This window comes from Streptomyces sp. NPDC030798 (assembly GCF_055572275.1).
In genome coordinates this window covers 224,745-238,791 of the sequence record NZ_JBVIDR010000013.1, presented here as the reverse complement: position 1 = coordinate 238,791, position 14,047 = coordinate 224,745, and the positions used below count along the sequence as shown (strand labels likewise).

The 14,047-nt window shown below is 70.6% G+C and carries 10 protein-coding genes; 7 read left to right on the top strand and 3 right to left on the bottom strand.

The window, feature by feature from the left end; translation table 11 throughout:
* Window positions 1-132 precede the first annotated feature (132 nt).
* The 4 genes from ACZ404_RS28220 to ACZ404_RS28205 are packed head-to-tail and all read left to right on the top strand — an operon-like array spanning window position 133 to window position 3,884.
* A complete protein-coding gene (locus ACZ404_RS28220) occupies window positions 133-609 on the top strand; it encodes a hypothetical protein (RefSeq protein ID WP_468444609.1) in 477 nt (158 codons plus the stop codon).
* Between the two features lie 11 nt (window positions 610-620).
* Complete coding sequence (locus ACZ404_RS28215) at window positions 621-2,930, top strand: hypothetical protein (protein ID WP_468444607.1); 2,310 nt, start codon at window positions 621-623, stop codon at window positions 2,928-2,930.
* 44 nt (window positions 2,931-2,974) lie between these two features.
* Window positions 2,975-3,466 carry a hypothetical protein gene (locus ACZ404_RS28210; RefSeq protein ID WP_468444606.1) on the top strand — a complete coding sequence of 164 codons (492 nt, stop codon included), beginning with the start codon at window positions 2,975-2,977 and terminating at the stop codon, window positions 3,464-3,466.
* 31 nt (window positions 3,467-3,497) lie between these two features.
* The gene (locus ACZ404_RS28205) at window positions 3,498-3,884 is read left to right on the top strand and encodes a hypothetical protein (protein ID WP_468444604.1); all 387 of its coding nucleotides are present in this window, start codon (window positions 3,498-3,500) and stop codon (window positions 3,882-3,884) included.
* A 307-nt stretch (window positions 3,885-4,191) separates the two neighbouring features.
* On the opposite strand, the gene mycP is transcribed toward ACZ404_RS28205, so the two are convergent.
* Both mycP and eccB read right to left on the bottom strand, forming a co-directional pair.
* A complete protein-coding gene (gene mycP, locus ACZ404_RS28200; RefSeq protein ID WP_468444602.1) occupies window positions 4,192-5,433 on the bottom strand; it encodes a type VII secretion-associated serine protease mycosin in 1,242 nt (413 codons plus the stop codon).
* Between the two features lie 11 nt (window positions 5,434-5,444).
* A complete protein-coding gene (eccB, locus tag ACZ404_RS28195) occupies window positions 5,445-6,974 on the bottom strand; it encodes a type VII secretion protein EccB (protein WP_468444600.1) in 1,530 nt (509 codons plus the stop codon).
* A gap of 198 nt (window positions 6,975-7,172) precedes the next feature.
* Here eccB and eccE point away from each other — a divergent pair, with 198 nt between their 5' ends.
* The 3 genes from eccE to ACZ404_RS28180 all read left to right on the top strand — a co-directional run bounded on the left by eccE (window position 7,173) and on the right by ACZ404_RS28180 (window position 12,916).
* On the top strand, window positions 7,173-8,510 hold the full coding sequence (gene eccE, locus ACZ404_RS28190; RefSeq protein WP_468444598.1) for a type VII secretion protein EccE: 1,338 nt from the start codon (window positions 7,173-7,175) through the stop codon (window positions 8,508-8,510).
* A complete protein-coding gene (locus ACZ404_RS28185; RefSeq protein WP_468444596.1) occupies window positions 8,507-9,286 on the top strand; it encodes a hypothetical protein in 780 nt (259 codons plus the stop codon). The genes eccE and ACZ404_RS28185 overlap by 4 nt, the downstream gene beginning before the upstream one ends.
* 297 nt (window positions 9,287-9,583) lie before the next feature.
* Window positions 9,584-12,916 carry an SCO5717 family growth-regulating ATPase gene (locus tag ACZ404_RS28180; RefSeq protein ID WP_468444594.1) on the top strand — a complete coding sequence of 1,111 codons (3,333 nt, stop codon included), beginning with the start codon at window positions 9,584-9,586 and terminating at the stop codon, window positions 12,914-12,916.
* Window positions 12,917-13,004: 88 nt separating this feature from the next.
* Here ACZ404_RS28180 and ACZ404_RS28175 read toward each other — a convergent pair whose 3' ends face one another.
* Window positions 13,005-13,952, bottom strand: coding sequence for a bifunctional riboflavin kinase/FAD synthetase (locus tag ACZ404_RS28175; protein ID WP_468444593.1), 948 nt, complete (start codon window positions 13,950-13,952; stop codon window positions 13,005-13,007).
* Window positions 13,953-14,047 lie beyond the last annotated feature (95 nt).

Sequence of the window (14,047 nt, the reverse complement as noted above, 5' to 3'; positions counted from 1 at the left end):
CCACGCAGAGAGCGCCTTCCGCGAATCTTCACAATCGACAACCCCCCGCATAGCGGACATGACACAGTCTTGCCCTGGGGTGGGTTGCTAATTTGACCCGACACCGGATCATCGCGGGGGAAGGGTCCTTCCATGGCATGGGACGAGTGGGAGCAGCTCAAGGCACAGGCGGCGGAGCAGGGGTCGACCCATATGCGCCTCAATCACGTGCCTGCGGACGGCGCGGGTGGCGGAGGCTCCGGGGACCTGGTGGTACATCAGGACGATCTGGGTGCCGTGGGCCACGATGCCAACATCCTCTACGACGATGTGAAGAGCCAGGCCGACATCGCCGGCGCCGGCTCCGGGAACGGCTCGACCGGTTCGACGATGCAGGCTGCGGCCGCTCTGAAGTCGCACGGGTTCCAGACGGGCAGCGCCCTTGAAACCACCGTCGACGTGTGGACCTCTCAGGTCAAGTCAGTCCTGCAGGCATGTGCGCACATCTCCGACCACCTGGACTACACCAAGAAGCGGCACGCCGAGGACGACGCGAAGATCGGTGCCGTGCTCCGTGGCCGCGACGGTTCAGCCGTGTCCGTGTCACAGCTCGACGAGTACTTCAAATAGGAGGACCTCCGGTGGCTCTCACCTTCACGGACCTCGTCGAGGTCGATCTCGGCAAGCTCGCGACTGCGGTGTCGGACTGGAAGAAAGCCGTCGACGGCTTGAAGAAGTCGGCGGAAAGCGCTCGTACGGGGATGCAGGCCAAGTCGGACTCCGCGCGGTGGGCCGGCGTCAACGCCACGGTGACGCGCGGCTTTGTGACCAAGACGGCCAAGGAGATCGCCGATCTGCACACCGAGGCCAACAGCATCTACCAAGTGCTCGAGGACGGACATACCGAACTCGAGTCGCTGCAGAAGCAGATCAGGACGGCAGTCCAGGACGACGCCCCGAAGCTCGGTGTCCGTGTCGAGGACATCGGCGGTGGCAAGGTCCGCTGCTTCTTCCCTCACGTTCGCGGTGACAGCGACGAGCGCACCCAGGAGCAGCTCGACGACAAGCAGGCGTTGGAGGATCGGATCAATCAGATCCTCGCCCATGCTGCCGAGATCGATGCGTCCGTGGCTCGCACCTTGGCCAAGAGCCATGGCAACGACCCGTACAACGCGGGCCACAGCAAGTACGAGTCCCTGAACGACGCCGAGGTCGAGCGCGCCCTGGAACTCGCGCGCAAGGGCGACAAGATGTCGGACGCGGAACTGCGTGAGCTCAACCGGCTGCTGCGCTTCAACTCCGGTGAGAAAGATGGCGAGTTCGCCACCGAGTTCTACCAGGGCCTCGGTGGACCGGAGAAGACGCTCCAGTTCTACGCCGAGATGTCGATCGACGGCACCGGCGCCGACGCGACCAAGACCCGGCTCGACGCGGTACAGGACCTGCAGAAGGTCATGGGTTACACGCTCGCCAACGCGACCGACCCGGACCACAAGCACCATCTGCCCGACAGCTGGGGTGCGGATTTCCGGCGTCTCGGTACCCAGCAGATCGGGTGGGAACCGGGACAGTGGAACAAGCCGTACGGCTACCAGGTACTCGGCGGCCTGCTGCGCTACGGCAACTACGACTCCCGGTTCATCAACCCCATCGCGGAACACATCACCCAGCTCCACAAGAAGGACCCATACTTCTTCCTGTCGAACAAGCCGACGGGCAACCCTGACACCTACGGATTCAACCCGTCCGGCAAGCTCGGCACCGGCAACGATCCGCTGAACAGCGTCCTGGAGGCGCTGGGTCACAGCCCGGAGGCTTCCGAGAAGTTCTTCACCCAGCCACCGACCGCCTACAACGAGGACGGCACCGTCAAGAAGGACGGCAAGCTGGGCTTCGACTCGTATCTCGACCTGTTCACCGACAAGGACTTCGAGTGGACTGTCGACACCAACGCCGCGAATGTCCTGGCCGACGAGGACAAGACGAAGGCAGCCCTGAACTTCGGTCCCGAAGCCCTCGGCCACGCCCTGGAGTCGGCTACGACAGGCCGCCCGTACGACAGTGACGCCACCGCCGACGCGATCAAGCATTCCACGGCGCAGGCGCAACTGGTGAGCGACATCGTGGACAAGTTCGGTGGCGATCCGGAACTCATCCGCCACAACGAGAACGGTGACCTGGACGACGAGGAGACCGGCCCGTTGTACGCCTTGCGGGGAAGCCTCGGGGACATCACCGCCGAATACATGGGTGACTTCCAGCAAGCCATGTATGACGAGGACTCAAGCAGTGACCTCTTCCCGACTTTCGGTGCAGCGGCCAGCCTTGATGCGAACCACGTTGCGCGATTCCTGGGAGAAGTGGGGCAGGACCCAGACGCCTATTCCGCCATCACCACCGCGCAACAGGCTTACACGGCGAACGTCGTGGATGATGTTATCAATGGCTCGAGTCATTCAACGGCATCGCTGGACGGTCGAGTAGGTGACGCTGTTGCCCCCGGCTCCGCGATCGCCGGCATCATGAGCGACGCGCGGGCTCATGCAATCTATCAGTATCACACTGCTTCCGATACGGAGTTCAACGAGGCAGCGGCTGAGAAACAGAAGTGGGTGAACCGCATCCTGGGCATGGGCCTGGAAAAGGTCGGGGAACGGGTACCCATTGCTGGCGCACCTCTCGAATGGGCCTCGGAAGACATCCAAGAGTCCATCATGAAGAGTATCGAGCAGGATACCTCCAACGAAGCCGAGACGGAGGCCGGGGAAGAGTACACCAACGGCCGTAAGGCAGCGCTGGATTCGGCCAAGGCGGCCGTGGACCACGCGCTGTTGAACAACAACACCATCGATCCCGACACCGCAGAAGATCTAAGGAGAGCGGCGCGCACTTCGGCCGGTCACAGCCACTCGGACGGCGCCCAGTGGAAATCGGAGAGTAGTAAGCATTGAGAAACTCAACGTATGCCCTATGTGGCGCGTCACTCCTCACTGTCATGCTGACGGCAGCCGGTTGCTCTTCGAACGAGCCGAAACGAGAGTTCACAGTTCCGAAGGCTCTATGTGGAGTTTCCGTCCCGGTCGATGCGCTCTCTGAGCTCCTGCCGGCCTCGGGCACGCGTCTCACTGTTGAACACAGCGGAAGTCTGGACGACGGCTCCGCAGTGTGCACTGTCAAGGTCGGCGCTGACACGGTGCTGGAAGCCGACGGAGAGCGCATCGACGCCGGCGACTCTGCCAAGAACATCCTGCGCGGTCGACTCTCGATTCAAGATCAGAAGTCCGCGGAGAACAACTCGATTGCGTACGCCGATCATGCCGCCGTGTCGCTGATCAAGTGTCGAGGCCGTGATGTCCAGGAGGAGGACATCAGCACCCTCATCAAAGTGCTGAAGCCCGCGCGCCCTGATGAGACGGCCATGAAGAAGGTCATTCAGGGGTACACGGCATCGCTGGAGGCACAGCACCCCTGCAAGGCCGGGTCCTGACAGGGAGACCACGCAGGGTTCCTGCGCGAAGGTGCGCTTCACCGGTACCTCGGCCTTCTACAGGGAGGGGAAGCCGGAGATTTCGTTCACTGTCCAGACGTACCAGGATGTCGATGCCGCGGAATCGGCATACGGGGCCGTGTGGAACGCATGGAAGCGTCTGGTTCCGGAGTCAGGTTTCCTGAGCACCGGCAAGATCGGTGACGAGAGCCGTGCCGTGATCGGGTTGAACGCGGCGATGGTGAAAGGGTCGAAGGGGCTGCTGATCCAGGTGCGGGTCGGCAGCGTCATCATGGTGAGCACGGCTGAATCCGGGCCACGCGTCGGCATGGGCGATGCATTCCTGACACGGTTCGCCGATGCCTTCGCGGAGCGGGCGGAGCAGGCGCAGAGGGGCAAGAAACCGCCAGCGGACTGAGAGCGGTCGCTACGGCGGGCCCCGGAGCAGTGTTCAGCACTCCCCCGCCCGGCTGGCCCCTCTGGACGCAGGTGATCTCGTCCTGCGAACCTCAGAGCCTGGTCGCCCCGGAAGTCGGCCGTATCAGCGCCGCGGCAGTACGTGCCGCCCCGGGCATCCATGGCGTTCCCCTGACACGGTCATGAGTCCCGTCCTGTTCCGGGCCGCCAAGCCGGTAGTCGCCGTGGTCGCGTGCCGAGGGGTCGAGCGTCGTGTGCTGCGCCCGTGCGGCCTGGGGAGCGGAGGAGCAGAAAGGGTGTGCACGGGGTCAGGCGTTCGGTGTCATCGCGTGGCGTCTCCTGCGGGCGTCCCGGAGGGCTACTGCTCCTCCGGCCAGTGCTGCCACCAGGACCGCCGCGCCCACCGCCACGTAGGTGGCGATGCGGGCGGTGCGTTGCTGTGGGGTTTCTCCGAGGATGAGTTTGGCCGGGGTGGGGGCCTCCGCGTGGGTGAGGCCGTCGTCGGGGTGGGGTGACTCGATCGGGTGATCGTCCTCCGTGACGGCGCGGACCGGGTCCACCACGCCCCAGCCGACCAGGGGATCGTGGCCGGTGATGGAGCGCTCCGCCGTCTGCTCGATCTGGGCGACGACCTCGGGGGGCGTCCACTTGGGGTGCTTGGCCTTGATCAGCGCGGCCACGGCGGCCACGTAGGGGGCCGAGAAGCTCGTGCCGTTGTCGGAGCAGTGGCCGCCCTTGGGGACGGTGGAGATCATGTCGACGCCGGGCGCGGCGACGCCGACGAAGTCGCCGGACTGGGAGAAGGCCGCTCGCTCGTTGTTGCGGTCGGAGGCGGCCACGGCGAGGACGCCGGGGTAGGAGGCGGGGTACGTCTTCTTGCGGTTGCCGCCCAGGCCGTCGTTGCCGGCCGAGGCGACCACCACGATGTTGGCCGCCAGGGCCTCGTCGACCGCGCGCTGCAGGTCGACCGCCGGGGCCACCGCGTTGGCGGTGTCCTGGGAGATGTTGATGACCTGGGCCTTGACCTTGATGGCGTACCGGATCGCCTGGGCGAGGGTGACTGCCGTGCCGTGGCCCTCCGCGTCGTTCTGCTTGATCGGGATGATGGTGGCCTCGGGGGCCAGGCCGACGAAGCCGGTGCCGTTCTCGGGGCGGGCGGCGATGATGCCGGCCACGCGCGTGCCGTGGCCCACGGTGTCCGTCGTGCCGTTGGCCTTTCCGCGGTCGATGGGCTGGCCCTTGCCGTCCTTCTTGGGCAGGAAGTTGGCGCCCTGCGCGGCGTCCACCGCGTGGGTGAGCTGCGGGTTGGTGGTGTCGACACCGGTGTCGATGACGGCTACCCGGACGTTCTTGCCCTTCGACTGGCTCCACAGCTCGTCGAGGTTGACGCGCTGCAGGGCCCAGGGCGTGCCGGCGTACTTGTGGTTGGTCCTGGAGAACGTGCACTGGTCGGACCCGGAGTCCGCGGCGGCCACCGGGGCCGCCAGCAGGGTGGCCGTCGTGGCCAGGGCCGTCGCCAGGGTGGTGCGGGTGCGCAGTGTCGAGGGCATCGGCATCCCTCTCACGAGCCCTGCGGCTGGCGTGCCGCCGCGGTCGACAGGCGGGGGCCGGTCGGCAGGAACTTCGACCAGGCGACGGGGATCGGCGCGGGAGCCACGTCGGCGTAGCCGAGGCGGGTCTGCGCGAGTTTCGCCTCCTGCTGCAGCTGCTTGCGCTGCTTGTCCGTGACGCCGACGCCCTTGTCGTCGGTGGCGCTGTCGTCGTTGGACTGCAGGGCGTAGCGCAGGCCGGTGTCGGTGACCAGGAAGACCGGGCCGGCCTTGGTCTCCGTGCCCTGGAACTGGCGGTAGAGCTGTCCGGAGCCGGCGGTGACGTAGGCGCTGGAGGAGCCGGTGGGCAGGACCTCCGGGAAGGCGGTGCCCGCCCAGGTGCTCAGGGTCGTCGTGCCGTTGCCGGAGTCGACGTGGAGCAGCACGTTGCAGATGGTGTTGCGGCTGCCACCGGCGGTGGAGGCGTCGTTGACGGCGCTGGGCTGCTCCGTGGGCCACCGGTACTGGGCGGCGAACGGAGCGCTGCGTTCGAAGGCGCCCGCGCTGACCTCCTGGGGATGGCCGGCCTGACCGAGCTTCACCAGGTCCTTGCTGACCAGGAGCAGATGGGCGACGAAGGAGGAGACCGGCGCCACCCGGCCGGGCAGCACGACGAAGTACTGCTCCTTGTTGTTGATGGGGGCCCTGAGCACCATGCCGACGCGGTTCGCCCGTGCGTCGAGCTGGCCGGGGGCGTGCGCCGCGGCGCCCGGGACGCCGGTGATCGAGGGGATGCTGATCGGGTCGCCGGGGTGCAGGGTGTCGATCCACTCCCGGGTCACCTGCTGCGGCTTGCGGTCCGCGCCGACGAGGGTCTGCAGCAGCAGGCTGTCGTTGCCGTCCACCGGGTAGGCCCGGCCCTGCGCGTCGACGACGTACTGCTTCTTCTCCTGCGTGACGACATAGAGGAGTTGGCCGCCGTGCAGCTTCTCGTGGGAGTCCTTGAGCTTGTCCTGGTCGCGCTGGGCCAGGACGAACGCCGCTTTCTGGATGGTGCTGCCGCTGCCGCTGGGGCGCTCGCAGACGGCCCACTGCTTGGCCTGGCCCGCCTCCTTGCTGGAGGGCAGCCGGTCGGGCGCGTAGGGGATGCCGATCGTGACACCGTGCGGGATCTTGCCGTTGTCGAGGATCGACTCGTCGACGGTGACGACGTCGACGTCGCTCTGGGTGTTCAGGACGAGCTTCGCGGACGCCATGTTGAGCACCGGGTGGAGCTGGATCTTGCCCTCGGTCTCGAGCACCACGTACCGCGTGGTCGACTTGCTGGCGATGATCACCTTCTGCCCGGGGGCGTCCCAGCCCTGCGGCGCGGTCGGCTTGAACATGCCCCAGGCGCCGAAGGCCGCGAGGACGACCACGCCGACGATCGCGCCCGGCAGGACGGCGCGCAGCGGCCGGGGCGCTCCCTCGTCGGAGGCATTCGGTGACGACTGGACGAACGACGCGAGCATGCGGCGCTTCGCGAAGGTGTAGGCGTTGAGTTGGTCCCGCCGAGATGCCATCTGTGCCCGTTTCTCCCCGTGTCTCACGCGGAGCGCGCCCCGGGGAACCTGCTCCCCCGCCCTCCGTTGTCGGACCCGGCCCCTACTATGCCTGGTACGGGGCAAGTCCTGTGGAGCGGGTAGGGTACCTGGGCCCTCCAGGGTCGTGTGCAGGCGCCTGGTTCCAGCGAGTTGTGAGCAAATCGGGGGGATGGAGTGATGGCTTCCGGGACGCGGACCCGTTCGCGCGGCCGGTCGGCGGCGCGAGGCCGGGCGGAGGCACCGGCGCCGGCGCCGCGCGGGGCGTCCGATCGGCGCGCCGCGCCGCAGCAGCCGGTCGCTTTCGGCCTCCGGCCCCGGCCGGGCCAGGCCGGTTCGTTCCGTCTGCAACGGCTCGTGCTGGTGGAAATCGCGGCCGCCGTGCTGCTCGTCGGATGGGCCGTCGGGCCGCTCGCCCTGGCACCGGCCGCGGTCCTCGCCGTCGCCCTGCTCCTGGTGGCCTTCGTACGACGCCGGGGGCGCACGCTTCCCGAATGGCTCGGTACGGCACGTGAGTTGAAGGCGCGCCGGCGTCGCGCGGCGAACACTCCGATACCTCCGGGTACGGAGCCGGCTCTGGTGCCCGCGCTGGAGTGCGAGCCCGCGTTGCGGACCTATTCGTACGGCGCGCGGGACCGACGGCCGGTCGGGATCGTCGGGGACGGGACCTTTGTGACGGCGCTGCTGCAGGTGGAGGCCGACGCGACCGCGCTGCGGGCCGAGCGGAGCCGGCAGCCGCTGCCGCTGGGGCTGGTGCGCGACGCGCTCGAGGTGGACGGCATCCGGCTGGAGTCGGCGCAGATCGTGCTGCACACGCAGCCGGCGCCCGCGCTGCATCTGCCGCAGCAGTCCGTGGCCGTCGCCAACTACGTGCCGCTGCAGGAGCAGACGGGCGCTCCGGCGGTGCGCATCACCTGGATAGCGCTGAAGCTCGATCCCGAGCTGTGCACGGAGGCCGTGGCCGCGCGCGGGGGCGGGCTGACCGGGGCGCAGAAGTGCGTCGTACGGGCGGCGGACCATCTCGCGAGCCGGCTGACCGGCGCCGGTTTCCGTGCCCGCGTGCTCGACGAGGAGGAGCTGATCGCCGCGCTCGCCACCTCCGCCTGCGCCAACCCGCTGGTGACGGCCGAGGCGGGGCGCAGCGAGACGCGCGAGCGGCGTACGGAGGAGTCCGGGCGCAGCTGGCGGTGCGACAACCGGCGGCACACGACGTACTGGGTACGGCGCTGGCCTCCCCTGGGCGGCGGCCGCGGCGAGTCGCTGCCGCAGTTCGTCGCCCGGGTCACGGCCGTACCGGCACTGGCCACCACCTTCAGTCTCACCCTCGCGCGCGGTGAGCGGCACGAGGTGTCGCTGTGCGGGCATCTGCGGGTGACCGGCCGCAGTGACGACGAACTCGTGGCCGCCCGGCGCGCGTTGGAGGGCGCGGCACGCCAGGCCGGGGCCGGGCTCGCTCGGCTCGACCGCGAGCAGTTGCCCGGCATGCTGGCCACGCTACCCCTGGGAGGTGCGCGGTGACGACCACGTCGACGACGCCCGCTTCGGCTGCGCAGAGTCCGGCCGGCTCCTCCCGGCTGCGGCGGGCCGGTGAGCGGCTGCGGAACGGGCTCGGGCTGATCGGCCCCCGGCACGGACGGCACGGGCTGGCCGTGCCGCACCTGGACGCCCTCGCCCTGCCCATCGGGGACGACGGTGTGGTGGCCGGGGTGGACGCCGAGGGCCAGCCCGCCGTGCTGGGCATCAACCGGCCCACGCCGTACGACGTCGTGCTGATCGGCGGCCTGTGGACGGCGCAGGTGCTGGCGCTGCGGACGGCGGCCACGGGGGCGCGGGTCGCCGTGGAGACCGGCCGGCCGCAGGCCTGGATACAGATGGTGCACGCCATGGGCGGCGGCCAGAACGGGCTCGCCGTGTACGAGGTGGGCCGGGTGCCCCCGCAGGGCGCGTCGGCCGGTACGCCCGTGCTGGTGGTGCGGGACTGCGGTATGCGGCCGCCGCGCGGGCGCACGGTCTCCGGGCCCTGGCAGTCCGTGCTGACCCTGCTGCCGTATCTCAGCCCGGTCGCGCCCCGGCTGCTGCGGCAGGCGCGGCTCGCCGGCATCCAGCGGGTCTCGCCGGACGAGGCCGCCGAACTGGGGCGCACGATGGGGCTGTCCCGGGCCGAGGTGGAGTCGTTGCCCGCGCTGCCCGACGGCGTGACCCTGTGGTGCACGGACCGTGACCGGCAGTATGTGATGACCCAACCCACCGACGCCGAGATCGGATTGTTGGGTACGCCTCGCCGCATGGACTGAACTGACCTGTCCTGTCCTGTTTGTTCGGTGCTCGCTCGGTGCTCGGACGTGTTTTGTGCAGGCTTCGGTCGTGTGTTGTGTCCATGGGCGTGTGTCGAGAGGCGGGCGGGCCTGCCGGGGTGTGCCTCGTGGTGATTAGGCTGGGAGTGGGCGCGATGCCAATGCCCGTGGACCAGGCGTCGTCGTCCAGGGGGAGGGCCGGGATCGGACTGCCTCGAACGACCACGGACGACGTGAACGACACGACATGGTCGCCCCGGCACGGCATGAGGGTGCTCGACCACACCAGGAGGAACTGTGAGCAGCGATCGGGACGGGATCCGCGGGGGCTGGGCCACACCCGGCGATGACCAGCCCGACGCGGAGTCGGCCATCGAGACCACCGGCGAGTTCACCATCGACTACGCCCCGCCCGCCTGGTACACGCAGAACGCGAACGGGACGTCGGGGGGTTCGGGTGCGGCGGCCGGGTCGTCGGTCGCGTCCGGCGCCGACGGTACGAGTGGTGCCGCTGACCCCAGCGGCACCGGCGCGCCCGGGGGTCCGGGGGCCGCCGGCGTCTCGCCGTTCCCGCCGTTCTCGCCGGGAGCGCCCGCTCCGGGGCCCACCCCGCCGCCGCAGGCGACGCCGGCCGCCGGTACGGCCGCACCGGGGGCTCCGTTCACCCCGCCGCCGCCCGCTCCCCCGACTCCCGCTCAGGGCACGCCGTTCGGCTCGCCGGCTCCCGCCACGGGGGCTCCCTACGCTCCACCGGCTCCGGCTGCGGGCGCCGGTGCGCCGTTCGCTCCGCCCGCGCCGCCGGCCGGGAACCCGGTTCCGGTGCCCGGGCTGCCCGAGGGCTTCGAGCCGCAGCAGCAGTCGCCGGCCGAGCCGTCCCAGCAGGGGGCACCGGCTCCGTCCGCCGCGGCCGCGCCGGTGCCGGAGTCGGACAACGGGGACCTGGAGAGCGGGGCGACCATGCGGTTCTCCGCCGTCGCCCTCAAGCGCGAGATGGCCGAGATCGCGGCACGCACAGCCGAGGGCGAGGGTGAGAAGGACGCCGGGTCCGGGAGCGAAGATTCCGGTTCCGCAGAGGCCGCGCATGCGGCCGGTGAGGACGGCGTCGCCGGTGAGGACAGCGTCGCCGGTGAGCCGGAGGAGTCCCCGGCGGACGGCTCCGGGGAGGCCGGGCCCGCGGAGAATGAGGGCACCGGCGCCGGTGCGGCGCTGTCCTCCGAAGCCGCCGAAAGCGGGAACGAGGGCGAGGTCCGGGCCGCTGAGGCGGCGGACGGCGCCGAGGAGACGGAGAGCGAGGGCGACAGCGCCGCGGAGGGCGCGGTCGCCGTGCAGGAGGGTGCCGACACCCAGGGCGGTGCCGGCGGCACGCCGGAGCCCACGGGTGCCGGCGCGCAGGACGGCACGTCCGGGGACGGTGCGGCACCGAGCACGCCGGCCGGCGGCCAGGACGCGGCGCCGCCCGCCTGGACTCCCCCGCCCGCGCCGCACAACGGGGTGCCGCCGCTGCCCCCGTCGTACCATCCCGCCGCCCCCGCCCCGGCGGCCCAGTGGCCCGCGCAGGGGGCGCCGCAGCAGCCGGGGCCGATGCCCGGGCAGCCGCAGCCGGCCGCTGTGCAGGGGCCCGGGGGCGTGCCCGGGCAGCAGCCGCCGTTCCAGCCGCAGGCGCCGCAGCCCGCGCCTGCCGCGTGGAACCAGAACCAGACCGGGGCTCCCGGGCAGCAGGGCCAGACCGGCCAGACCGGCCCGGGCCAGGCTCCGGGAGCGCCCGGTGTGCCGGGACCGGCGGCGGGGCAGCCCATGCCTGCCGCCCCGCAGGTACCGCAGCCTCAGCCCAACGGCCCGATGCCGCACAGTGGTTACGGCTTCCCGCCGAACAACCAGGGCGCTCCCGTCCCGCAGCCCGGCGGCTACGGCTTCCCGCCCACCAACCAGGGCGCTCCCGTCCCGCAGCCCGGCGGCTACGGCTTCCCGCAGCCGGAGCAGCAGGCGGGCCCCAACGGCCCGACGCCGCCCAGTGGTTACGGCTTCCCACCCAGCAACCAGGGCGCCCCCGTCCCCCAGCCCGGCGGCTACGGCTTCCCGCCGAACGCCCCGGCCGCCCCCGTCCCCCAGCCCGGCGGCTACGGCTTCCCCCAGCCGGGGCAGCCGCCCGTCGCCGAGGGTGGGCCGGAAGGGCAGGCGCCGCCGGCGGCCGTCGATCCGCGGGCCGGTGCCGCCTGGCCGCAGCCCATACAGCACGACCAGCGGCAGCCCACCAACCCGGGCGCCGCGCCGCTCGGTTACACCGCGGCCGTGGAGCTGTCCTCGGACCGGCTGCTCAACAACAAGAAGCAGAAGGCGAAGAGCGGCCGGCCCGCCGCCGCCGCGTCCCGGTTCAAGCTGGGCGGGAAGAAGGAAGAGGCCGAGCGACAGCGGAAGCTGGAGCTGATCCGCACGCCGGTGCTGTCGTGCTACCGGATCGCGGTCATCAGCCTCAAGGGCGGTGTCGGCAAGACGACCACCACCACCGCCCTCGGCTCGACCCTCGCCTCCGAGCGGCAGGACAAGATCCTCGCCATCGACGCGAACCCGGACGCCGGCACCCTCGGGCGCCGCGTGCGCCGGGAGACCGGGGCCACCATCCGTGACCTCGTCCAGGCGATCCCGTACCTCAACTCCTACATGGACATCCGGCGGTTCACCTCCCAGGCTCCCTCCGGTCTGGAGATCATCGCCAACGACGTGGACCCCGCCGTCTCGACCACGTTCAACGACGAGGACTACCGGCGCGCCATCGACGTGCTGGGCCGGCAGTACCCGGTCATCCTCACCGACTCGGGCACGGGTCTTCTGTACAGCGCCATGCGCGGGGTGCTCGACCTCGCCGACCAGCTCATCATCATCTCCACGCCGTCGGTCGACGGCGCGAGCAGCGCCAGCACGACGCTGGACTGGCTGTCCGCGCACGGGTACGCCGACCTCGTCTCCCGGTCGATCACGGTGATCTCCGGGGTCCGCGAGACCGGCAAGATGATCAAGGTCGAGGACATCGTGTCCCACTTCGAGACCCGCTGCCGCGGGGTGATCGTGGTGCCGTTCGACGAGCATCTGGCCGCCGGTGCCGAGGTCGACCTCGACATGATGCGGCCGAAGGTGCGGGAGGCGTACTTCAACCTCGCGGCCATGGTCGCCGAGGACTTCGTACGGCACCAGCAGTCGCACGGGCTGTGGACCAGCGACGGCAACCCGCCCCCGGTCGCCGCCCCGCCGATGCCGGGCCGGCAGATGCCGGGTCAGCCCATGCCGGGTCAGCCCATGCCGGGTCAGCCGTATCCGCAGCAGGGTCCGGGGCAGCCGTATCCGCAGCAGGCTCCGGGACAGCCGTACCCGCAGCAAGGTCCGGGACAGCCGTTGTACGGCCAGGGGCAGCAGCAGCCCCATCCGCCGCAGCAGCCGGGACAGCCCTACCCGCAGGGCGTTCCCGGTCAGCAGCCGCAGCAGTCCCCGCAGGCGCAGCAGGCGCAGCAGCCCTATCCGCCGCAGCCCGGTTATCCGCAGTTCGGGCAGCCCCCGGCCCAGCCCCCGCAGGCTCCCCAGGAGCAGCCGCAGGGACAGCCGCCGGCGCAGCCTCCGCAGGCTCCGCCGCAGCAGTAGGACGGCAGGCAGCACACGCGAGGGCGGCCGGTGCGAGGAGCACCGGCCGCCCTTGCGTGTCGTACCCGGGGGGGCAGAAGGGAGGGACCTACTCCTCCGCCGCCACGATCTCGCGGCACCGCTTCACGTCCTCGGCGATCTGCTCCAGCAGCGCCTCGAGCGTCTCGAACTTCGCCTGGCCGCGTACGAAGGCCAGGAAGTCCACGGCGACGTGCAGGCCGTACAGGTCGAGGCCGACGCGGTCGATGGCGTACGCCTCCACCGTGCGCTCGGTGCCGTCGAACTGGGGGTTGGTGCCCACCGAGATCGCCGCCGGCATCGCCTCGCCCTGCGCGTGCAGATAGCCGGCGTAGACGCCGTCGGCGGGGATCGCGGTGTGCGGGAGCGTCTCGACGTTGGCCGTCGGGAAGCCCATCTCGCGGCCGCGCTGGGCCCCGCGGACGACCACGCCCTCCACCCGGTGCGGGCGGCCCAGGATCTCGCGCGCCCCGGCCACGTCTCCCTCGCCCACCAGGCGGCGGGTCAGCGTCGAGGAGAACGGCTCGCCGCCGCCTGCCTCGCCGGTGACGTACAGGTCGACGACCTCGACCTCGAAGTCGTAGATCTTGCCCTGCTCGGCGAGGAACTCCACGTTGCCGGCCGCCTTGTGGCCGAAGCGGAAGTTCGGGCCCTCGACGACCGCCTTGGCGTGCAGCTTGTCCACCAGCACCTTGACGACGAACTCGGCCGGCGACAGCTTCGAGAACTCGGTCGTGAAGGGGAGGACGAGGACCGCGTCGACGCCCAGACCGGCCATCAGCTCGGCGCGGCGGTGATGCGGCGCGAGCAGGGGCGGGTGGCTGCCGGGGCGGACGACCTCGCTGGGGTGCGGGTCGAAGGTGACGACGACGGCCGGTACGCCCAGCTCGCGGGCGCGGTCCACGGCGTGCTTGATGATCAGCTGGTGGCCGCGGTGGACGCCGTCGTAGGAACCGATGGTGACGACGCTGCGCCCCCAGTCCTGGGGGATGTCCTCCAAGCCACGCCAGCGCTGCACTGTGACCGCTCCTCGAACCCGTGTCCGTGTCTACCGTTGACCTCTTGTGCAGGTCTAAGGGTGCCATGCCGGGTGCCCCGGCCCCGCATCGGCAT

Bases quoted from the DNA above. Each gene is read 5' to 3' on its own strand.
- ACZ404_RS28220 (WP_468444609.1), top strand. From the start codon at position 133: ATGGCATGGGACGAGTGGGAGCAGCTCAAGGCACAGGCGGCGGAGCAG.
- ACZ404_RS28210 (WP_468444606.1), top strand. From the start codon at position 2,975: ATGCTGACGGCAGCCGGTTGCTCTTCGAACGAGCCGAAACGAGAGTTC.
- mycP (WP_468444602.1), bottom strand. From the start codon at position 5,433: ATGCCCTCGACACTGCGCACCCGCACCACCCTGGCGACGGCCCTGGCC.
- eccB (WP_468444600.1), bottom strand. From the start codon at position 6,974: ATGGCATCTCGGCGGGACCAACTCAACGCCTACACCTTCGCGAAGCGC.
- eccE (WP_468444598.1), top strand. From the start codon at position 7,173: ATGGCTTCCGGGACGCGGACCCGTTCGCGCGGCCGGTCGGCGGCGCGA.